Below are 13,625 nucleotides of genomic sequence, written 5' to 3' on the forward strand. Positions count from 1 at the left end.
CAGTAGAGTTTGATAAATGTATTCACTTGAAGACCTGCTGCACCTCATGGCCCGTCTGCGCGACCCGCAGTACGGCTGCCCATGGGACATCAAGCAAACGTACAAGAGCATCGTCCCGCACACCCTGGAGGAAGCCTACGAAGTGGCTGACGCCATCGAGCGCGGTGACTTCGATCACTTGCAGGGTGAGTTGGGCGACTTGCTGTTCCAGGTGGTGTACTACAGCCAGTTGGCCCGAGAGGAAGGGCGTTTCGAGTTTGCCGGCGTCATCGACAGCATCACCCGCAAGCTGATCCGCCGTCATCCCCATGTGTTTCCCACTGGCGAGCTGTACGCGCCGCTGGATGTCCCGCGCCTCGACGAGGAGCAGGTCAAGCAGCGCTGGGAGCAGATCAAGGCGCAAGAACGGGCCGAGAAGTCCCAGGCACCCGAGCAGTTGTCCTTGCTCGACGATGTGCCCAGTGCGCTGCCGGCGCTGTCGCGTTCGGCCAAGTTGCAAAAGCGTGCCGGGCAGGTAGGGTTCGATTGGCCGCATGCGTTGCCGGTGCTCGACAAGGTGCGTGAAGAGCTCGATGAAGTGCTTGAGGCCATGGCCGATAACGACAAGGCGGCGATCAGTGACGAGGTCGGCGACCTGTTGTTTTCCGTGGTCAATCTGGCGCGGCACCTCAAGGTCGACCCGGAAACCGCGCTGCGCGGGGCCAATGCCAAGTTTGAGCGACGTTTCCGATTTATCGAACAGGCATTGCGCGACACGCACCAACCCATAGAAAATTGCACCCTCGAAGAGTTGGACGCCTTGTGGGGCGAAGCCAAACGTCAGGAAAAGAATTTGCCCAGCTGCGGTTGAGCAGTTGCCTAAGTGAGTAAGCACATGAGCATTTCCCTTCGCGACCAGTTGCTCAAAGCAGGGCTGGTCAATCAAAAGCAGGCCAAGCAGGTCGGTAAAGAAAAGCAGAAGCAACAACGTCTGGCCCACAAAGGCCAGATCGAGCTCGACGACAGCCAGCAACGCCTGGCCCAGGAAGCCATGGCCGAGAAGGTCAAGCGCGACCAGGAGCTCAACCGCCAGCAGCAGGAGAAAGCCGAGCAGAAGGCCCGTGCCGCACAGATCAAGCAACTGATCGAAGTCTCGCGCCTGCCCAAGCTCACCACCGAGGACTACTACAACTTCGTTGACGACAAGAAGGTCAAGCGCCTGTCGGTCAACACCCTGATGCGCAACAAACTCAGCAGCGGCTCGCTGGCCATCGTGCACCATGGCGGCGGCTACGAAGTGATCCCACGTGAGGCTGCGCTGAAGATCCAGGAGCGCGATCCACAGCGCATCGTGCAGATGAACGTGCAGACCGAAGAGGTCGATGCCGAGGACGATCCGTATGCGGCCTATCAGATTCCTGATGATCTGATGTGGTAATACGACATGGGTAGTTGGCGACAACTACACATGCGTTAGTACTTCAGGCGGTCAAACATGTTGAGCCCGAAAGAGTGTATCGCTACGCTCTTTCGGGCTCTTCTGTTATACGGCGGTTAATATTTATTTATGTCTGGCTTCAGGTCGGTGTAGTACCGATCCTGCGGTTGATCTTTTAATGGCCCAGCGGCAAGGAGAGTATTTGATCTATTAATGATTCTGAGGTGCTTAATGTTTGTGACTATTGCGTCTTTGCAACAACCCACCTTTCATTCGGAATTCTCCTGGGCGCGTAAACCGGGCCAGAGCATCGTCAGTTATGTCACCCAGGAACTCGATCGGCGAGTTCAATTCGTCAGTGACAGGCTGAACCTGAGTGCCGAACTGACCATCAATGATTACGTCGACAGTCAGTGCCTGTTCTTCACCTTGCCCGAGTTCTTCTGGAACGTACCCTGGGCCAGTGCGGGCACCGAGGAGGAGCTGCTGCAGCTGAGCAGTTGTTACCTGGAGCAACTGCCGGGGAGTATCGCGCAGCTCATCAAGTGGCTGCCGCTCAACGACTATGGCAGGGTCGTCCTGATGGCCGGCACCTGTGCCAGCTTGATCAAGGTCGAGGATCCTCAAGGTGAGTATTTTGAAGTGGTCAACTCAGTGTTGCTGGCGAGTAACTTCAAGTTTCTGGGCGACGGCTTCCCGGAGCTATCGATGTGGCCAAAGCGCCATGTTTCCGGTATCGACTTTGGCAGGAATGTCGGCAGTGATGAGTGTTATTGGTACTTTCAGCTTTCCGATAACTTGAAAGTCAAAGTGCGCAAACTCAGTTCGGCGCTGTCCGAGCACAATACGGCGCAGGGTTATGGTCCGATATTTTTTAACTCGATGGTCGAACAGTGCCCTTTTAGTATCAATGTGTGCCTGGACTACGCGCAACTCGAAGAGCGCGAGCGAGATGAAGAGACGGAGCAGATCGAGGCGAAAGTTGATTTCCTGATCGCCTGTGGCATGCCGTTTGATCAAGACCGGCCGTACCCGCCGAGTGTGCAGTTTGCGGTCAGGAACGATGGCATGGGCGAGGGGCGTTGTCAGTTCGCTAAAGTCAGTTCCGGCCGGATCAGCCACGAACTGCAGGCTATGAAAGTCGAGGAGACGTTGCACTTTGTGCAACTGGAACTGAGCTGAGTCTGCAGCCGCCAGCCTCGGCGCTTGGCTGGGTTGGCGGCTGCAGTTTTCAAAGGTCAGCGCGTAGCGGTTTCGCGTTGCTGCTCCAGGGTTTCCAATTCGATGCGATAGCTGTGGGCGTCGCTTTCGGAATGAAACATTCCCACCAGCAAGTCTTGTTGATGCACATCCCAGATGCGGATACCGGCGGCTACCCCTTCGTGGGACATGTGTGAATCGTCGCGTTCTGTCACTTTAACTGTCATCTGCTAGCTCCAATCCTGATTGATCTGCAGCAAGGCGTGTGCAGGCCTTTGTTATATGTTTTGATAGCTTGCTAAGTAAATCAGCAGAATCGGTAACGGTCTGTTGCAGGAATTGAGAAAATCCTGCAGCCCGCGCAGGGCGTGACATTCGGTCGCAGGCTGGAAAGTTTCATGACAGAAGTTTCATGAGCCGAAGGGCTTCGCGGGCCGGTGACGGCGAATCTACAGGCGAAAAAAAGCCCCGCTTTCGCGAGGCTTTTGGGTGTTTCCAGGCTTAGCTGCCTTTGACCGACTTGCCGTTGACGGTGCCGTCCAGGAGCATGATGTTGTACTCCTTGCCGTCGGTTTCGACCTGTTGCAGGCGAACCAGCAGGTAGTCCCAGTCCTTGGCGAACCACATCACGGTGATGCGTTTGCTTTGTGTCGGGTCGCGTACGCGCTCCACCTTGATCGCGTCGATCTGGCCGGCCTTGGTGTCGACTTTCTCGGAGCCCAGGACGCGGAAGTCGTAGGTATCGACTTCGCCGTCATCGACCACTTGGTAGCTCATGCTTTTCTTGCCGGCGGCGACATCGTGCTGCAGGGCCAACTGATAGGTGGATTTGTCGACCATGCCGCGGTTCAGCGGGATCTTGACCGCGTCACCGCGATCAGTGCCGGTGACCATCTTGGTGGTCCAGTCGAAATCCAGATCAGCCTTCTTGGCCTTGCCCAGGCCGCCACGCTCGAAGTGATACGACTGCGGCAGCAGGGTGTCCTTGTCGAGTGTCAGGGTGCTTTCTTCGGTCAGGCTGGCAATCATCATGGAGGCCTTGAAGCTGAGCTTCCAGACACCATTGGCTTGTTTGGCCAGGCTGCGTTCGGCAGTGCCGCTCATCGGCAGCTGTTTCCAGTCGGCGGTGTAGCTGGCGGAGAACGGTTGAAGGTCTGCAGCCTGCGCGAGTGGCAGGGCGAACAGAGCGCAAGCGAAGAGCAGGGCGCGACGCATAAAATCTCCTAGTTACGAATCAAGTGACCGCTGGCCTCGAGCAACTGGCCATCCAGTAAAGCACCTTCTTCGCCAAGGCTCAGGCGGCCCTCGGCAAACCAGCGAACAGCCAACGGATAAATCTGGTGTTCGCGTACGTGTACGCGTTGCGCCAGACTTTGCGGCGAATCATGCAACTCTACCGGTATTACTGCCTGTACGACCAGTGGGCCGCCGTCGAGTTCCTCGGTAACGAAGTGCACGCTGCATCCGTGTTCAGTGTCGCCGGCCTCCAACGCTCGCTGATGAGTGTGTAACCCTTTGTATTTGGGTAGCAGCGAAGGGTGGATATTGAGCAGGCGGCCCTGATAGTGACGCACGAAATCAGCGCTGAGAATGCGCATGAAACCGGCCAGTACCACCAGCTTGGGCTGGAATTCATCGATCAGTTCGATCAAGGCGGCATCGAAGGCCTCGCGGCCTTCGAAAGCCTTGTGATCCAGGGCGCGGGTGTCGATACCCGCGTCCCTGGCGCGCTGAAGGCCGTAGGCATCGGCGCGGTTCGAGATCACGGCGCGGATGCGGACAGGGTTGTCCGCATGCTGTGCGTCGTCGATCAAGGCCTGCAAGTTACTGCCGGTGCCGGACAACAGCACCACCACATCACAGGTCTTGGACATCAATGAGCCTTGAGGTTCTTCAGTTCAACCTGAGCCGCGCCTTCGGCAGCGGTGGAAATCTGACCGATGACCCAAGGCTGCTCGCCGGCTTCACGCAGTACGTTCAGCGCGGTTTCAACGTGCTCTTGAGCGACGCAGATGACCATGCCCACGCCGCAGTTCAGCACGCGGTGCATTTCGTTTTCGTCGACGTTGCCTTGCTCTTGCAGCCAGTCGAACACGGCAGGACGGGTCCAGCTCGCAACGTCAACCACGGCTTGTGCGCCTTTTGGCAGGACGCGCGGGATGTTGTCCAGCAGGCCACCACCGGTGATGTGGGCCATGGCTTTTACGGCGCCGGTGTCCTTGATCAGCTTGAGCAACGGCTTGACGTAGATACGGGTCGGCGCCATCAGCAGGTCGGTCAGCGGCTTGCCATCGAGTTCGATGTTCTCGATGTCGGCACCGGATACTTCGATGATCTTGCGGATCAGCGAGTAGCCGTTGGAGTGCGGGCCGGACGAAGGCAGGGCGAGCAGGGCATCGCCGGCGGCCACTTTCGAGCCGTCGATGATCTCGGCTTTCTCGACCACACCGACGCAGAAGCCGGCCAGGTCGTAGTCTTCGCCTTCGTACATGCCAGGCATTTCAGCGGTTTCGCCGCCAACCAGGGAGCAGCCGGACAGTTCGCAGCCAGCGCCGATGCCAGTGACCACCTGGGTGGCGGTTTCGACGTTGAGCTTGCCGGTGGCGTAGTAGTCCAGGAAGAACAGCGGTTCGGCGCCGCACACCACCAGGTCGTTAACGCACATGGCCACCAGGTCGATGCCGATGCTGTCGTGCTTGTTCAGGTTCAGTGCCAGGCGCAGCTTGGTGCCAACACCGTCGGTGCCGGAAACCAGTACAGGCTGCTTGTAGCCGGCCGGGATTTCGCAGAGGGCGCCGAAACCGCCCAGGCCGCCCATGACTTCCGGGCGCGCAGTGCGCTTGGCGACGCTCTTGATGCGTTCGACCAATGCTTCACCGGCGTCGATGTCTACACCGGCGTCCTTGTAGCTCAGGGAGGGTTGCTTGCTCATGATCCAGGCCTTTAGGGGGGATTCAGGGGTAACGACCGAGTCTGGCGGGAAGGCTGAAAGCGTCCTGGCGGGAGTGCCGCGCAAAACATTTCAGATCACCCGGCCATTGCCGGTCTGCGAAGGCGCGCGATTTTATCAGGCTTGAGGGGCAGCGGCCATCCTCGGGCCGACGGGCAGGGGCATATCGGCAAAAAAAAGCAAAAAATGCCGGCGTTGGTGATCTCGTGTGTCGCTGTATAAGGTAGAGCTGTTTACCGTCTATGGTTATGACGGAGTAAAAACTTCCAGCGATCGCGTGAATGTTTTGCTGGGGCGCGTGGTCACAGCCCTGTTCAAATTGATTCATGCGGTGCGTTCCAGCCGCTTTCTGTCGTCGGGAATCTTCCATGCGTCTGTGTAAATTGTTGTTTGCCGGTGTGTTGTCAGTGCTCAGCCTGGCCAGCCAGGCCCAAACAGTCAAAGGTCTCTATCAGGTACGCGAACCGGTCAGCAACCAGACCCCGCAAGAGCGCGACCAGGCCACCCAGCGTGCGCTCGACACCCTGGTGTTGCGCCTTACCGGAGATGCCAAGGCCTTGCAGAGCCCCGGCCTGGCCGCCTTGCGCAAGGACCCGCAACAAATCATCAGCCAGTACGGCTACGATGCCGGGCCGCCGGAAAGCCTGCAGGTCGAATTCGATCCGGCGAGTACCGATCGCGCGTTGCGCCAGGCCGGGTTGGCGGTGTGGGGCGCCAATCGGCCGTCGATCCTCGGTTGGTGGCTCAACGAATCCAGTGAAGGCTCGAGCCTGGTGGGCGACGGCCAGTCCAGTGCCGAGCCCTTGCGCCGTGCGGCCCAGCATCGTGGGTTACCCTTGCGCCTGCCGCTGGCCGACCTGAGCGAGCAACTGGTCGCCACCGCACCCAATCTGCAAGGTAACGATGCCACTGCGCTGCGCAGCGCCTCCGAGCGTTATGGTGCCGATGGCCTGCTGGCGGTACATGCGCGTGAGGATGGCGGTGCATGGCAGGCCAAATGGCATCTGTGGCTGGGAGACCAGCGTGAGCAGGGCAGCGTGCAGGGGGCGGACAGCGCGGCGGTTGCCGACGCGGTGTTGCTGGCAGTGAGTGAGCGCCTGGCGCCGCGCTTTGCCTCCAAGCCGGGGGCGTCCGGCGAGCAGGTGCTTGAAGTGCAGGGCATGAACCTTGAACGTTATGCTGCGCTGGGGCGCTTGCTGGAGCCCTTTGGTGCCCGTTTGCAGCGGGTGGAGGGTGACCGGATCGTGTATCGGGTCAATGGCAGCAGCGAGCAACTGCGTGCGCAGTTGAGCCTGGCCAAGTTGCAGGAGGTGCCCGTAGCGGCGCCTGCACCACTGGCCCCGGGCGCCGAGGGTACGCCTGCGGCAGTGGCGGCAGCACCCAAGGCTCAATTGAGTTTTCGCTGGTAGTTTTTCTTTTCCTATATAGAAGCAGGAGTGGTACATGGCCGATTCGCGGCGTTGGGTTTGGCTGGGTGGGGTCGTCCTGCTGTGTCTGTTCATTTATCTGTTGCACCCGATCCTCACGCCTTTCCTGGTGGCGCTGGGGCTGGCGTACCTGTTCGATCCGATGGTCGACCGTCTGGAAAAGTACGGTCTGTCGCGGACCTGGGGCGTGGTGGCGGTGTTTGCCGTGTTCACCTTGATCGTCATGGCCTTGTTGCTGGTGCTGGTGCCGATGCTGGCCAAGCAGTTGTTCAGCCTGTACGAACTGGCTCCGCAGATGCTCGACTGGCTGCAGCACACCGCGATGCCATGGGTGCAGGCCAAGTTGGGGCTGGCGGACGGGTTCTGGAAGTTCGACAAGGTCAAGGCTGCCATCAGTGAGCACATGGGGCAGACCACCGACATCGTCGGGGTGGTGCTGAGCCAGGCCACGGCGTCCAGCCTGGCGCTGATCGGATTGCTGGCCAACCTGGTGTTGATCCCGGTGGTGAGCTTTTACCTGCTGCGTGATTGGGATGTGATGATGGCCAAGATCCGCAGCCTGCTGCCGCGTGATCGTGAGGCGCGGCTGGTGTCGCTGGCCGGCGAATGCCATGAGGTGCTGGGCGCCTTCGTGCGCGGGCAGTTGCTAGTGATGCTGGCGTTGGGGGTGATCTACGCGGCGGGCCTGATGCTGGTCGGCCTGCAACTGGGGTTGTTGATCGGCCTGATTGCCGGTCTGGCGGCCATCGTGCCCTACATGGGCTTTGTGATCGGGATTGGCGCGGCGTTGATTGCCGGACTGTTCCAGTTTGGTGGCGACCCGTACCCGATGATCGGGATTGTCGCGGTGTTCATGGTCGGCCAGGCCCTGGAAGGCATGGTGCTGACGCCATTGCTGGTGGGTGACCGGATTGGCCTGCATCCGGTGGCGGTGATCTTCGCGATCCTGGCCGGCGGCGAGTTGTTCGGCTTTACCGGGATCCTGCTGGCGTTACCGGTGGCGGCGGTGATCATGGTGCTGGTGCGTCACGTGCAAGATTTGTACAAGGATTCGGGAATGTATAGTGGGGCCCAGGGGCCCGAGGCGTGAGCGCGTCTGGCCCGATACTGGCAAGTTAACGCAAACCTTTGATTTTGCTTATGGTCTGTTGCATTGTGCGGCTGGCTTCACGGGTATAAACTTTGCAAACTTTACACAGAGGCCACTAACGGTTCCTTTGGAACTGTTCAGTCAGCATGAAACCGATTCAGCTGCCCCTAGGTGTGCGTCTGCGTGATGACGCCACCTTTATCAATTACTACCCTGGCGCCAACGCCGCTGCACTCGGCTATGTCGAACGCCTGTGCGAAGCCGACGCCGGCTGGACCGAAAGCCTGATCTATCTGTGGGGCAAGGACGGCGTGGGGCGTACGCACTTGTTGCAGGCGGCGTGCCTGCGCTTCGAGCAGTTGGGCGAGCCGGCGGTGTACCTGCCGTTGGCCGAATTGCTGGACCGGGGTATCGAGATCCTCGACAACCTCGAGCAGTACGAGCTGGTGTGCCTGGATGACCTGCAGGCGGTTGCCGGGCGAGCAGACTGGGAAGAGGCGCTGTTCCACCTGTTCAATCGGCTGCGCGACAGTGGTCGGCGCTTGCTGATCGCAGCGTCGACTTCGCCGCGGGAGTTGCCAGTCAAGCTGGCCGACCTCAAATCCCGTTTGACCCTGGCGTTGATTTTCCAGATGCGTCCGCTGTCCGATGAGGACAAATTGCGCGCCCTGCAACTGCGTGCCTCGCGCCGCGGTCTGCACCTGACCGACGAAGTCGGGCATTTTATCCTGACTCGCGGTACCCGCAGTATGAGTGCCCTGTTCGAGCTGCTTGAGCGCCTCGATCAGGCGTCCCTGCAGGCTCAGCGCAAGCTGACCATTCCCTTCCTCAAAGAAACCCTGGGCTGGTAAAACCGCGGCCTGTAGCGCGTTTCGGCAAATTTCAGGCGTCAGAAAAACCGCAGGCGAACGGCGTTCGTCATGCGTGCAGATTTAAAATGGGCTTAAGCGCTTAGATGGCGGGGCGAAACTGCAAAGTCACATTTAAATCGATTGAATTTGCAAATGAGGGTGATTGAAGGCATAGTCTCGGCTTCTTTACACAATTCAGCCACGGTCGTGCCCATGCTAAAGCGCTTCGCACCCCTCGTGCCTCTCGCACTCGTCACCCTGTTGTTTGGTTGCTCTGCACACTCCCCAGTGTCCCAGCAAGAGCCCCAGCAACAGGTCAAGAACTCTGTTACCGCGCAGTCTTCCGCTGTTTATCAGGAAGAACTGGCAACCGAAAAAGAGCTGGCCGCGTTTGCGGGCCGCAAGCCTTACCAGATGCCGGTCCTGGCCGACAGCATCCTCGAACGTGGCATGTCCCTGATCGGTACCCGTTACCGTTTCGGTGGTACCTCTGAAGCCGGTTTCGATTGCAGCGGCTTCATCGGCTACCTGTTTCGCGAAGAAGCGGGCATGAACCTGCCACGCTCCACCCGCGAAATGATCAACGTTGATGCGCCACTGGTTTCGCGCAGCAAGCTGGAACCGGGCGACCTGCTGTTCTTCGCCACCAATGGTCGTCGCGGGCGTGTCAGCCACGCCGGGATCTACCTCGGTGACAACCAGTTCATCCACTCCAGCAGCAGCCGCAGCGGCGGTGTCCGGGTCGATAGCCTGGGCGACAGCTACTGGAGCAAGACCTTCATCGAAGCCAAGCGCGCCCTCGCCATGGCTCCGACCACGGTCACTGCCCGCAAGTAAGCGGGCAGGCTGGCAACGGCGCTCCAGGCGAGCGCCGGCCAGCGCAAAGACCATCTTCCCGGCAATACCCCTTCTTTTTGTAGTGCAAACTTAAAGTCTTACTTGAAGTTTGGCGCGTAGCCGCTAGAATCCTGATCTATTGTTGATCAACTAACCGCGTAAGCCCTGCTTACGCGGTTTTGTTTTCAGCCTCCCGGCAGTGACAGCCGCAGCCAGATCAGGATGTTCGGTAATGACGATGTCGGCCCGCCTTGCACTCATGTTCTGCGTCGCGCTGCTCAGCGCCTGTGCCAGCCGTACGCCGCCACCGGCCAAGGTGGTCCGCGCACCGATTTTTGCCCCTACCCAGAATTTCTCCCCGGCTGCCGAAGACGTGCTGTTTCGCGCCCTGGGCCTGGTGGGCACTCCCTATCGCTGGGGCGGCAATACTCCGGATTCGGGATTTGATTGCAGTGGCTTGATTGGCTATGTCTACCGGGATGCAGCGGGTATTTCCCTGCCGCGCACCACCGGTGAAATGATCGGCATGCAGGCCCCGAGCGTCGGCAAAGAGGCCCTGCAGACTGGCGATGTGATCTTCTTCGCCACCAACGGCGGCTCACGGGTCAGTCACGCCGGCATCTACGTCGGCGAAGGGCGCTTCGTGCACGCGCCGGCCACCGGTGGTACGGTCAAGCTCGACAGCTTGTCCAAAGCCTATTGGCAAAAAGCCTACCTGAGCGCCAAGCGCGTATTGCAACCCGAGCACCTGGCGCACAATCCCTAGTTCACAACGGGTTGGCAGAGGTGGTAATGACCGCGCGTACGCTCAATCTCGACGATGCCCTCTATCAGTACCTGCTCGACGTCTCGCTGCGCGAAACGCCGCTGCAACGTCGTCTGCGTGACGAAACCCAGGCGCTGCCCATGGCGCGTTGGCAAGTAGCGCCGGAGCAGGGCCAGTTCCTCGCGTTGCTGGTCAAGCTCAGCGGTGCGCGCCGGGTGATTGAAGTGGGGACGTTCACCGGTTACAGCGCCCTGTGCATGGCCGCAGCCCTACCGGACGACGGGCAACTGATCTGCTGCGACATCATTGGTGACTACAACGCCACAGCGCGGCGGTACTGGCAGGAAGCCGGCCTCAGCGAGCGCATCGAACTGCGCCTGGCGCCGGCGTTGCAGACCCTTGAGCAGATCGAGCAGCAAGGGCAGGGCGGCGATTTCGACTTGATTTTCATCGATGCCGACAAGGCCAACTATCCGGCCTACCTGGAAAGCGCCCTGCGTTTGTTGCGCAGCGGCGGCCTGGCGGTATTCGACAACACCCTGTGGAGTGGCCGGGTCCTGGAGCGCCAACCCGAGAGTGCCGATACCTGCGCCATCCAGGCACTCAACCTGGCCTTGAAGGATGATCCGCGGGTCGACCTGTCGTTACTGCCCTTGGGGGATGGCCTGACGCTGTGCCGCAAACGCTAGGCGCTGCGGTCATTGGCGGGCGGATACCCGCCACACCTTGTTGCCCACATCGTCGGCCACCAGCAAGTTACCCTGCCGATCGATCACCACTCCCACCGGCCGCCCCATGGCCTCTTCGTCCTGGTTGAGGAAGCCGCTGAGCACATCCACCGGTTGCCCGCTTGGCTTGCCGGCACTGAAGGGTACGAAGATCACTTTATAACCGCTGTGCGGTTTGCGGTTCCACGAGCCATGCTGGCCGATAAACGCGCCTTCGGTGAACGGGGCTGGCAACGTGCTGCCTTCGGCGAAGGCCAGGCCCAGGGAGGCGGTGTGTGGGCCCACTGCGTAGTCCGGGGCGATGGCCTTGGCCACCTGATCCGGATCTTGCGGGCTGACGCGGACATCGACATGCTGGCCGTAGTAGCTGAACGGCCAGCCATAGAAGCCGCCATCCTTGACCGAAGTAATGTAGTCCGGCACCAGGTCGCTGCCGATCTCGTCTCGCTCATTGACCGCCGTCCACAGTTTGCCCGAGTTCGGCTCCCAGGCCATGCCATTGGGATTACGCAGGCCGGAGGCGAAAATTCGCTGATTGCCGGTGGCACGATCCACCTCCCAGATAGCGGCGCGGCCCTGTTCCTGCTCCAGGCCGTTTTCCCCGACATTGCTGTTGGAGCCCACCGTGACATACAACTTGCTGCCGTCCTGGCTGGCAATGACGTTTTTGGTCCAGTGATGATTCAGCGTGCCACCGGGCAGGTCGATGACTTTCATGGGTTTGGTGGTGATCGAGGTTTGCCCCTCGACATAGTTGAAGCGCAGCAAACGATCGGTGTCGGCGACGTACAGGTCGTTGCCGACCAAGGTCATGCCAAACGGCGAATTGAGGTTTTCGATAAAACTGCTGCGGGTTTCGGCCACGCCATCGTGGTTGCTGTCGCGCAGCAGGGTGATGCGGTTGGCGCTGGGCACCGCGGCCCCAGCGCGGTCCATGACCTTGCCCATGACCCAGCCACGGATGCCCTTGCCATCTTCAGGCTTGGCTGGCGCATTGGTTTCTGCGACCAGTACATCGCCGTTGGGCAGCACGTAGAGCCAGCGCGGATGCTCCAATCCTTCGGCAAAGGCGACTACCTGGGTGCCGGGCGCTGCGGTCGGCTTGGCGCCATTGGCCCAGCCGACAGCGGGTGCGATGTTGACCGTCGGTATCAGGGTTTTGTTGGGTTCAGGCAGCTTGGGCGAAGGCCCGGTGCCATCCTCGACCCTGAGGCTCGAGGATTCTCCACAGGCGACCAGGCCTGCGGCCAGGGCGATGACACCAACGAGGCGGGACGTGGACATGCGGCTCTCCCTTTGAATGCACTGCTTAAGCCATAGAGGCGTCAGCATGACCTTAGGTTCAATTCGTCAGGTGGCGCTTTGCATTCTTGCTGCCGATTAGCCCGGCTTTAATTGACGCTCCACCCCCAACCCACTAACCTTCGCGACTTGTTTCAGGTGCTCGGTGACCCCAGGGTCGATCGAGTGAAACAGGGAAGCCGGTGAGCGCGCGTTCTATGACAGAACGGGTGACGATCCCGGCGCTGCCCCCGCAACGGTAAATGAGTGAAAACGACGCTTTGAGCCACTGTATCGGTGTCCGATATGGGAAGGCGCGTCGTCCGGCCAGCGCGCCACTCATGAGCCCGGAGACCGGCCTGATCCATCCAGCGGCATCACGGTGGGCGATGCCAGGCTTCTTGCCGTCTATTTCTATGCCTGCCCGCCGTTATCCAGCCTCAACGGAGAGCTCCCCCATGACTGATTCCCCTGATCGTGACGAACGCCATCTGGCGCGCATGCAGCGCAAAAAAGCCGTGATCGATGAGCGTATTGCCAACTCACCCAACGAATGTGGCCTGCTGCTGGTGCTGACCGGCAACGGCAAAGGCAAGAGCAGTTCGGCGTTCGGCATGCTCGCCCGCGCCATGGGCCATGGCATGCAGTGCGGTGTGGTGCAGTTCATCAAGGGCCGCAACAGCACGGGCGAGGAGCTGTTCTTCCGGCGCTTCCCGGAGCAGGTGCGGTTTCATGTGATGGGCGAAGGGTTCACCTGGGAAACCCAGGACCGCCAGCGCGATATCGCCGCTGCCGAGGCCGCCTGGCAGGTGTCCCGCGAACTGCTGCGCGACCCGGCCATCGGCCTGGTGGTGCTTGATGAGCTGAACATCGCCCTCAAGCATGGCTACCTCGATCTCGATCAGGTGCTCAGCGACCTGCAAGCCCGCCCGCCGATGCAACACGTGGTGGTTACCGGCCGCGCGGCCAAAGAGCAAATGATTGAACTGGCTGACACCGTCACCGAAATGGGCATGATCAAGCATGCGTTCCAGGCCGGGATCAAGGCGCAAAAAGGCGTCGAGCTGTGAGCCTCTTT

Annotated in this window: 15 protein-coding genes and 1 riboswitch; of the genes, 10 read left to right on the forward strand and 5 right to left on the reverse strand. The window is 60.1% G+C overall.

All coding sequences use genetic code 11. The features are described from left to right. The first annotated feature begins 16 nt into the window (after positions 1–16). From mazG to ACM6IP_RS10785, 3 genes are all read left to right on the forward strand, one after another. The gene (gene mazG / locus ACM6IP_RS10775) at positions 17–850 is read left to right on the forward strand and encodes a nucleoside triphosphate pyrophosphohydrolase (RefSeq protein WP_095170366.1); all 834 of its coding nucleotides are present in this window, start codon (positions 17–19) and stop codon (positions 848–850) included. Positions 851–874: 24 nt separating this feature from the next. Beyond that, complete coding sequence (locus tag ACM6IP_RS10780; RefSeq protein ID WP_095170349.1) at positions 875–1,417, forward strand: DUF2058 domain-containing protein; 543 nt, start codon at positions 875–877, stop codon at positions 1,415–1,417. 237 nt (positions 1,418–1,654) lie between these two features. Further along, positions 1,655–2,599, forward strand: a complete 945-nt coding sequence (locus tag ACM6IP_RS10785) for a hypothetical protein (RefSeq protein WP_414861468.1) — start codon at positions 1,655–1,657, stop codon at positions 2,597–2,599. A gap of 56 nt (positions 2,600–2,655) precedes the next feature. Here ACM6IP_RS10785 and ACM6IP_RS10790 read toward each other — a convergent pair whose 3' ends face one another. From ACM6IP_RS10790 to purM, 4 genes are all read right to left on the reverse strand, one after another. Then, the gene (locus tag ACM6IP_RS10790) at positions 2,656–2,844 is read right to left on the reverse strand and encodes a hypothetical protein (protein ID WP_095170347.1); all 189 of its coding nucleotides are present in this window, start codon (positions 2,842–2,844) and stop codon (positions 2,656–2,658) included. 274 nt (positions 2,845–3,118) lie between these two features. Next, on the reverse strand, positions 3,119–3,832 hold the full coding sequence (locus ACM6IP_RS10795) for a DUF3108 domain-containing protein (protein ID WP_095170346.1): 714 nt from the start codon (positions 3,830–3,832) through the stop codon (positions 3,119–3,121). Between the two features lie 8 nt (positions 3,833–3,840). Then, positions 3,841–4,491, reverse strand: coding sequence for a phosphoribosylglycinamide formyltransferase (gene purN / locus ACM6IP_RS10800; RefSeq protein ID WP_095170345.1), 651 nt, complete (start codon positions 4,489–4,491; stop codon positions 3,841–3,843). Continuing rightward, positions 4,491–5,549: a phosphoribosylformylglycinamidine cyclo-ligase gene (purM, locus tag ACM6IP_RS10805; protein ID WP_095170344.1), complete on the reverse strand. Its 1,059-nt coding sequence runs from the start codon at positions 5,547–5,549 to the stop codon at positions 4,491–4,493. The genes purN and purM overlap by 1 nt, the downstream gene beginning before the upstream one ends. A gap of 386 nt (positions 5,550–5,935) precedes the next feature. Here purM and ACM6IP_RS10810 point away from each other — a divergent pair, with 386 nt between their 5' ends. The 6 genes from ACM6IP_RS10810 (at position 5,936) to ACM6IP_RS10835 (ending at position 11,227) form a co-directional block, all read left to right on the forward strand. Beyond that, positions 5,936–6,976 carry a DUF2066 domain-containing protein gene (locus ACM6IP_RS10810; RefSeq protein ID WP_414861469.1) on the forward strand — a complete coding sequence of 347 codons (1,041 nt, stop codon included), beginning with the start codon at positions 5,936–5,938 and terminating at the stop codon, positions 6,974–6,976. 34 nt (positions 6,977–7,010) lie between these two features. Next, entirely contained in the window at positions 7,011–8,084 is a 1,074-nt protein-coding gene (locus ACM6IP_RS10815) for an AI-2E family transporter (RefSeq protein WP_095170342.1), read from the forward strand. Positions 8,085–8,230: 146 nt separating this feature from the next. Continuing rightward, entirely contained in the window at positions 8,231–8,935 is a 705-nt protein-coding gene (hda, locus tag ACM6IP_RS10820; RefSeq protein WP_008033543.1) for a DnaA regulatory inactivator Hda, read from the forward strand. Between the two features lie 213 nt (positions 8,936–9,148). Further along, positions 9,149–9,772 carry a C40 family peptidase gene (locus tag ACM6IP_RS10825; protein WP_159997476.1) on the forward strand — a complete coding sequence of 208 codons (624 nt, stop codon included), beginning with the start codon at positions 9,149–9,151 and terminating at the stop codon, positions 9,770–9,772. Positions 9,773–10,004: 232 nt separating this feature from the next. Further along, positions 10,005–10,538: a C40 family peptidase gene (locus ACM6IP_RS10830; protein WP_095170340.1), complete on the forward strand. Its 534-nt coding sequence runs from the start codon at positions 10,005–10,007 to the stop codon at positions 10,536–10,538. A gap of 26 nt (positions 10,539–10,564) precedes the next feature. Further along, a complete protein-coding gene (locus ACM6IP_RS10835) occupies positions 10,565–11,227 on the forward strand; it encodes a class I SAM-dependent methyltransferase (RefSeq protein WP_414861470.1) in 663 nt (220 codons plus the stop codon). A 9-nt stretch (positions 11,228–11,236) separates the two neighbouring features. On the opposite strand, the gene ACM6IP_RS10840 is transcribed toward ACM6IP_RS10835, so the two are convergent. Further along, on the reverse strand, positions 11,237–12,550 hold the full coding sequence (locus ACM6IP_RS10840; RefSeq protein ID WP_414861471.1) for a PQQ-dependent sugar dehydrogenase: 1,314 nt from the start codon (positions 12,548–12,550) through the stop codon (positions 11,237–11,239). A 137-nt stretch (positions 12,551–12,687) separates the two neighbouring features. Continuing rightward, positions 12,688–12,925: riboswitch (cobalamin riboswitch) on the forward strand. A gap of 80 nt (positions 12,926–13,005) precedes the next feature. Between ACM6IP_RS10840 and cobO the strand changes: the two genes are divergently transcribed. Further along, positions 13,006–13,617, forward strand: coding sequence for a cob(I)yrinic acid a,c-diamide adenosyltransferase (cobO, locus tag ACM6IP_RS10845; protein WP_414861472.1), 612 nt, complete (start codon positions 13,006–13,008; stop codon positions 13,615–13,617). Positions 13,618–13,625: the final 8 nt, after the last annotated feature.

It is taken from the genome of Pseudomonas sp. IT-P176, from assembly GCF_949767245.1.
Taxonomy (GTDB): Bacteria; Pseudomonadota; Gammaproteobacteria; order Pseudomonadales; family Pseudomonadaceae; genus Aquipseudomonas.

Excerpts from the sequence above, each read along its gene's own strand:
- mazG (WP_095170366.1), top strand. The coding sequence starts at position 17 with ATGTATTCACTTGAAGACCTGCTGCACCTCATGGCCCGTCTGCGCGAC.
- ACM6IP_RS10780 (WP_095170349.1), top strand. The coding sequence starts at position 875 with ATGAGCATTTCCCTTCGCGACCAGTTGCTCAAAGCAGGGCTGGTCAAT.
- ACM6IP_RS10790 (WP_095170347.1), bottom strand. The coding sequence starts at position 2,844 with ATGACAGTTAAAGTGACAGAACGCGACGATTCACACATGTCCCACGAA.
- ACM6IP_RS10795 (WP_095170346.1), bottom strand. The coding sequence starts at position 3,832 with ATGCGTCGCGCCCTGCTCTTCGCTTGCGCTCTGTTCGCCCTGCCACTC.
- purN (WP_095170345.1), bottom strand. The coding sequence starts at position 4,491 with ATGTCCAAGACCTGTGATGTGGTGGTGCTGTTGTCCGGCACCGGCAGT.
- purM (WP_095170344.1), bottom strand. The coding sequence starts at position 5,549 with ATGAGCAAGCAACCCTCCCTGAGCTACAAGGACGCCGGTGTAGACATC.
- ACM6IP_RS10810 (WP_414861469.1), top strand. The coding sequence starts at position 5,936 with ATGCGTCTGTGTAAATTGTTGTTTGCCGGTGTGTTGTCAGTGCTCAGC.
- ACM6IP_RS10815 (WP_095170342.1), top strand. The coding sequence starts at position 7,011 with ATGGCCGATTCGCGGCGTTGGGTTTGGCTGGGTGGGGTCGTCCTGCTG.
- hda (WP_008033543.1), top strand. The coding sequence starts at position 8,231 with ATGAAACCGATTCAGCTGCCCCTAGGTGTGCGTCTGCGTGATGACGCC.
- ACM6IP_RS10825 (WP_159997476.1), top strand. The coding sequence starts at position 9,149 with ATGCTAAAGCGCTTCGCACCCCTCGTGCCTCTCGCACTCGTCACCCTG.
- ACM6IP_RS10830 (WP_095170340.1), top strand. The coding sequence starts at position 10,005 with ATGACGATGTCGGCCCGCCTTGCACTCATGTTCTGCGTCGCGCTGCTC.
- ACM6IP_RS10835 (WP_414861470.1), top strand. The coding sequence starts at position 10,565 with ATGACCGCGCGTACGCTCAATCTCGACGATGCCCTCTATCAGTACCTG.
- ACM6IP_RS10840 (WP_414861471.1), bottom strand. The coding sequence starts at position 12,550 with ATGTCCACGTCCCGCCTCGTTGGTGTCATCGCCCTGGCCGCAGGCCTG.
- cobO (WP_414861472.1), top strand. The coding sequence starts at position 13,006 with ATGACTGATTCCCCTGATCGTGACGAACGCCATCTGGCGCGCATGCAG.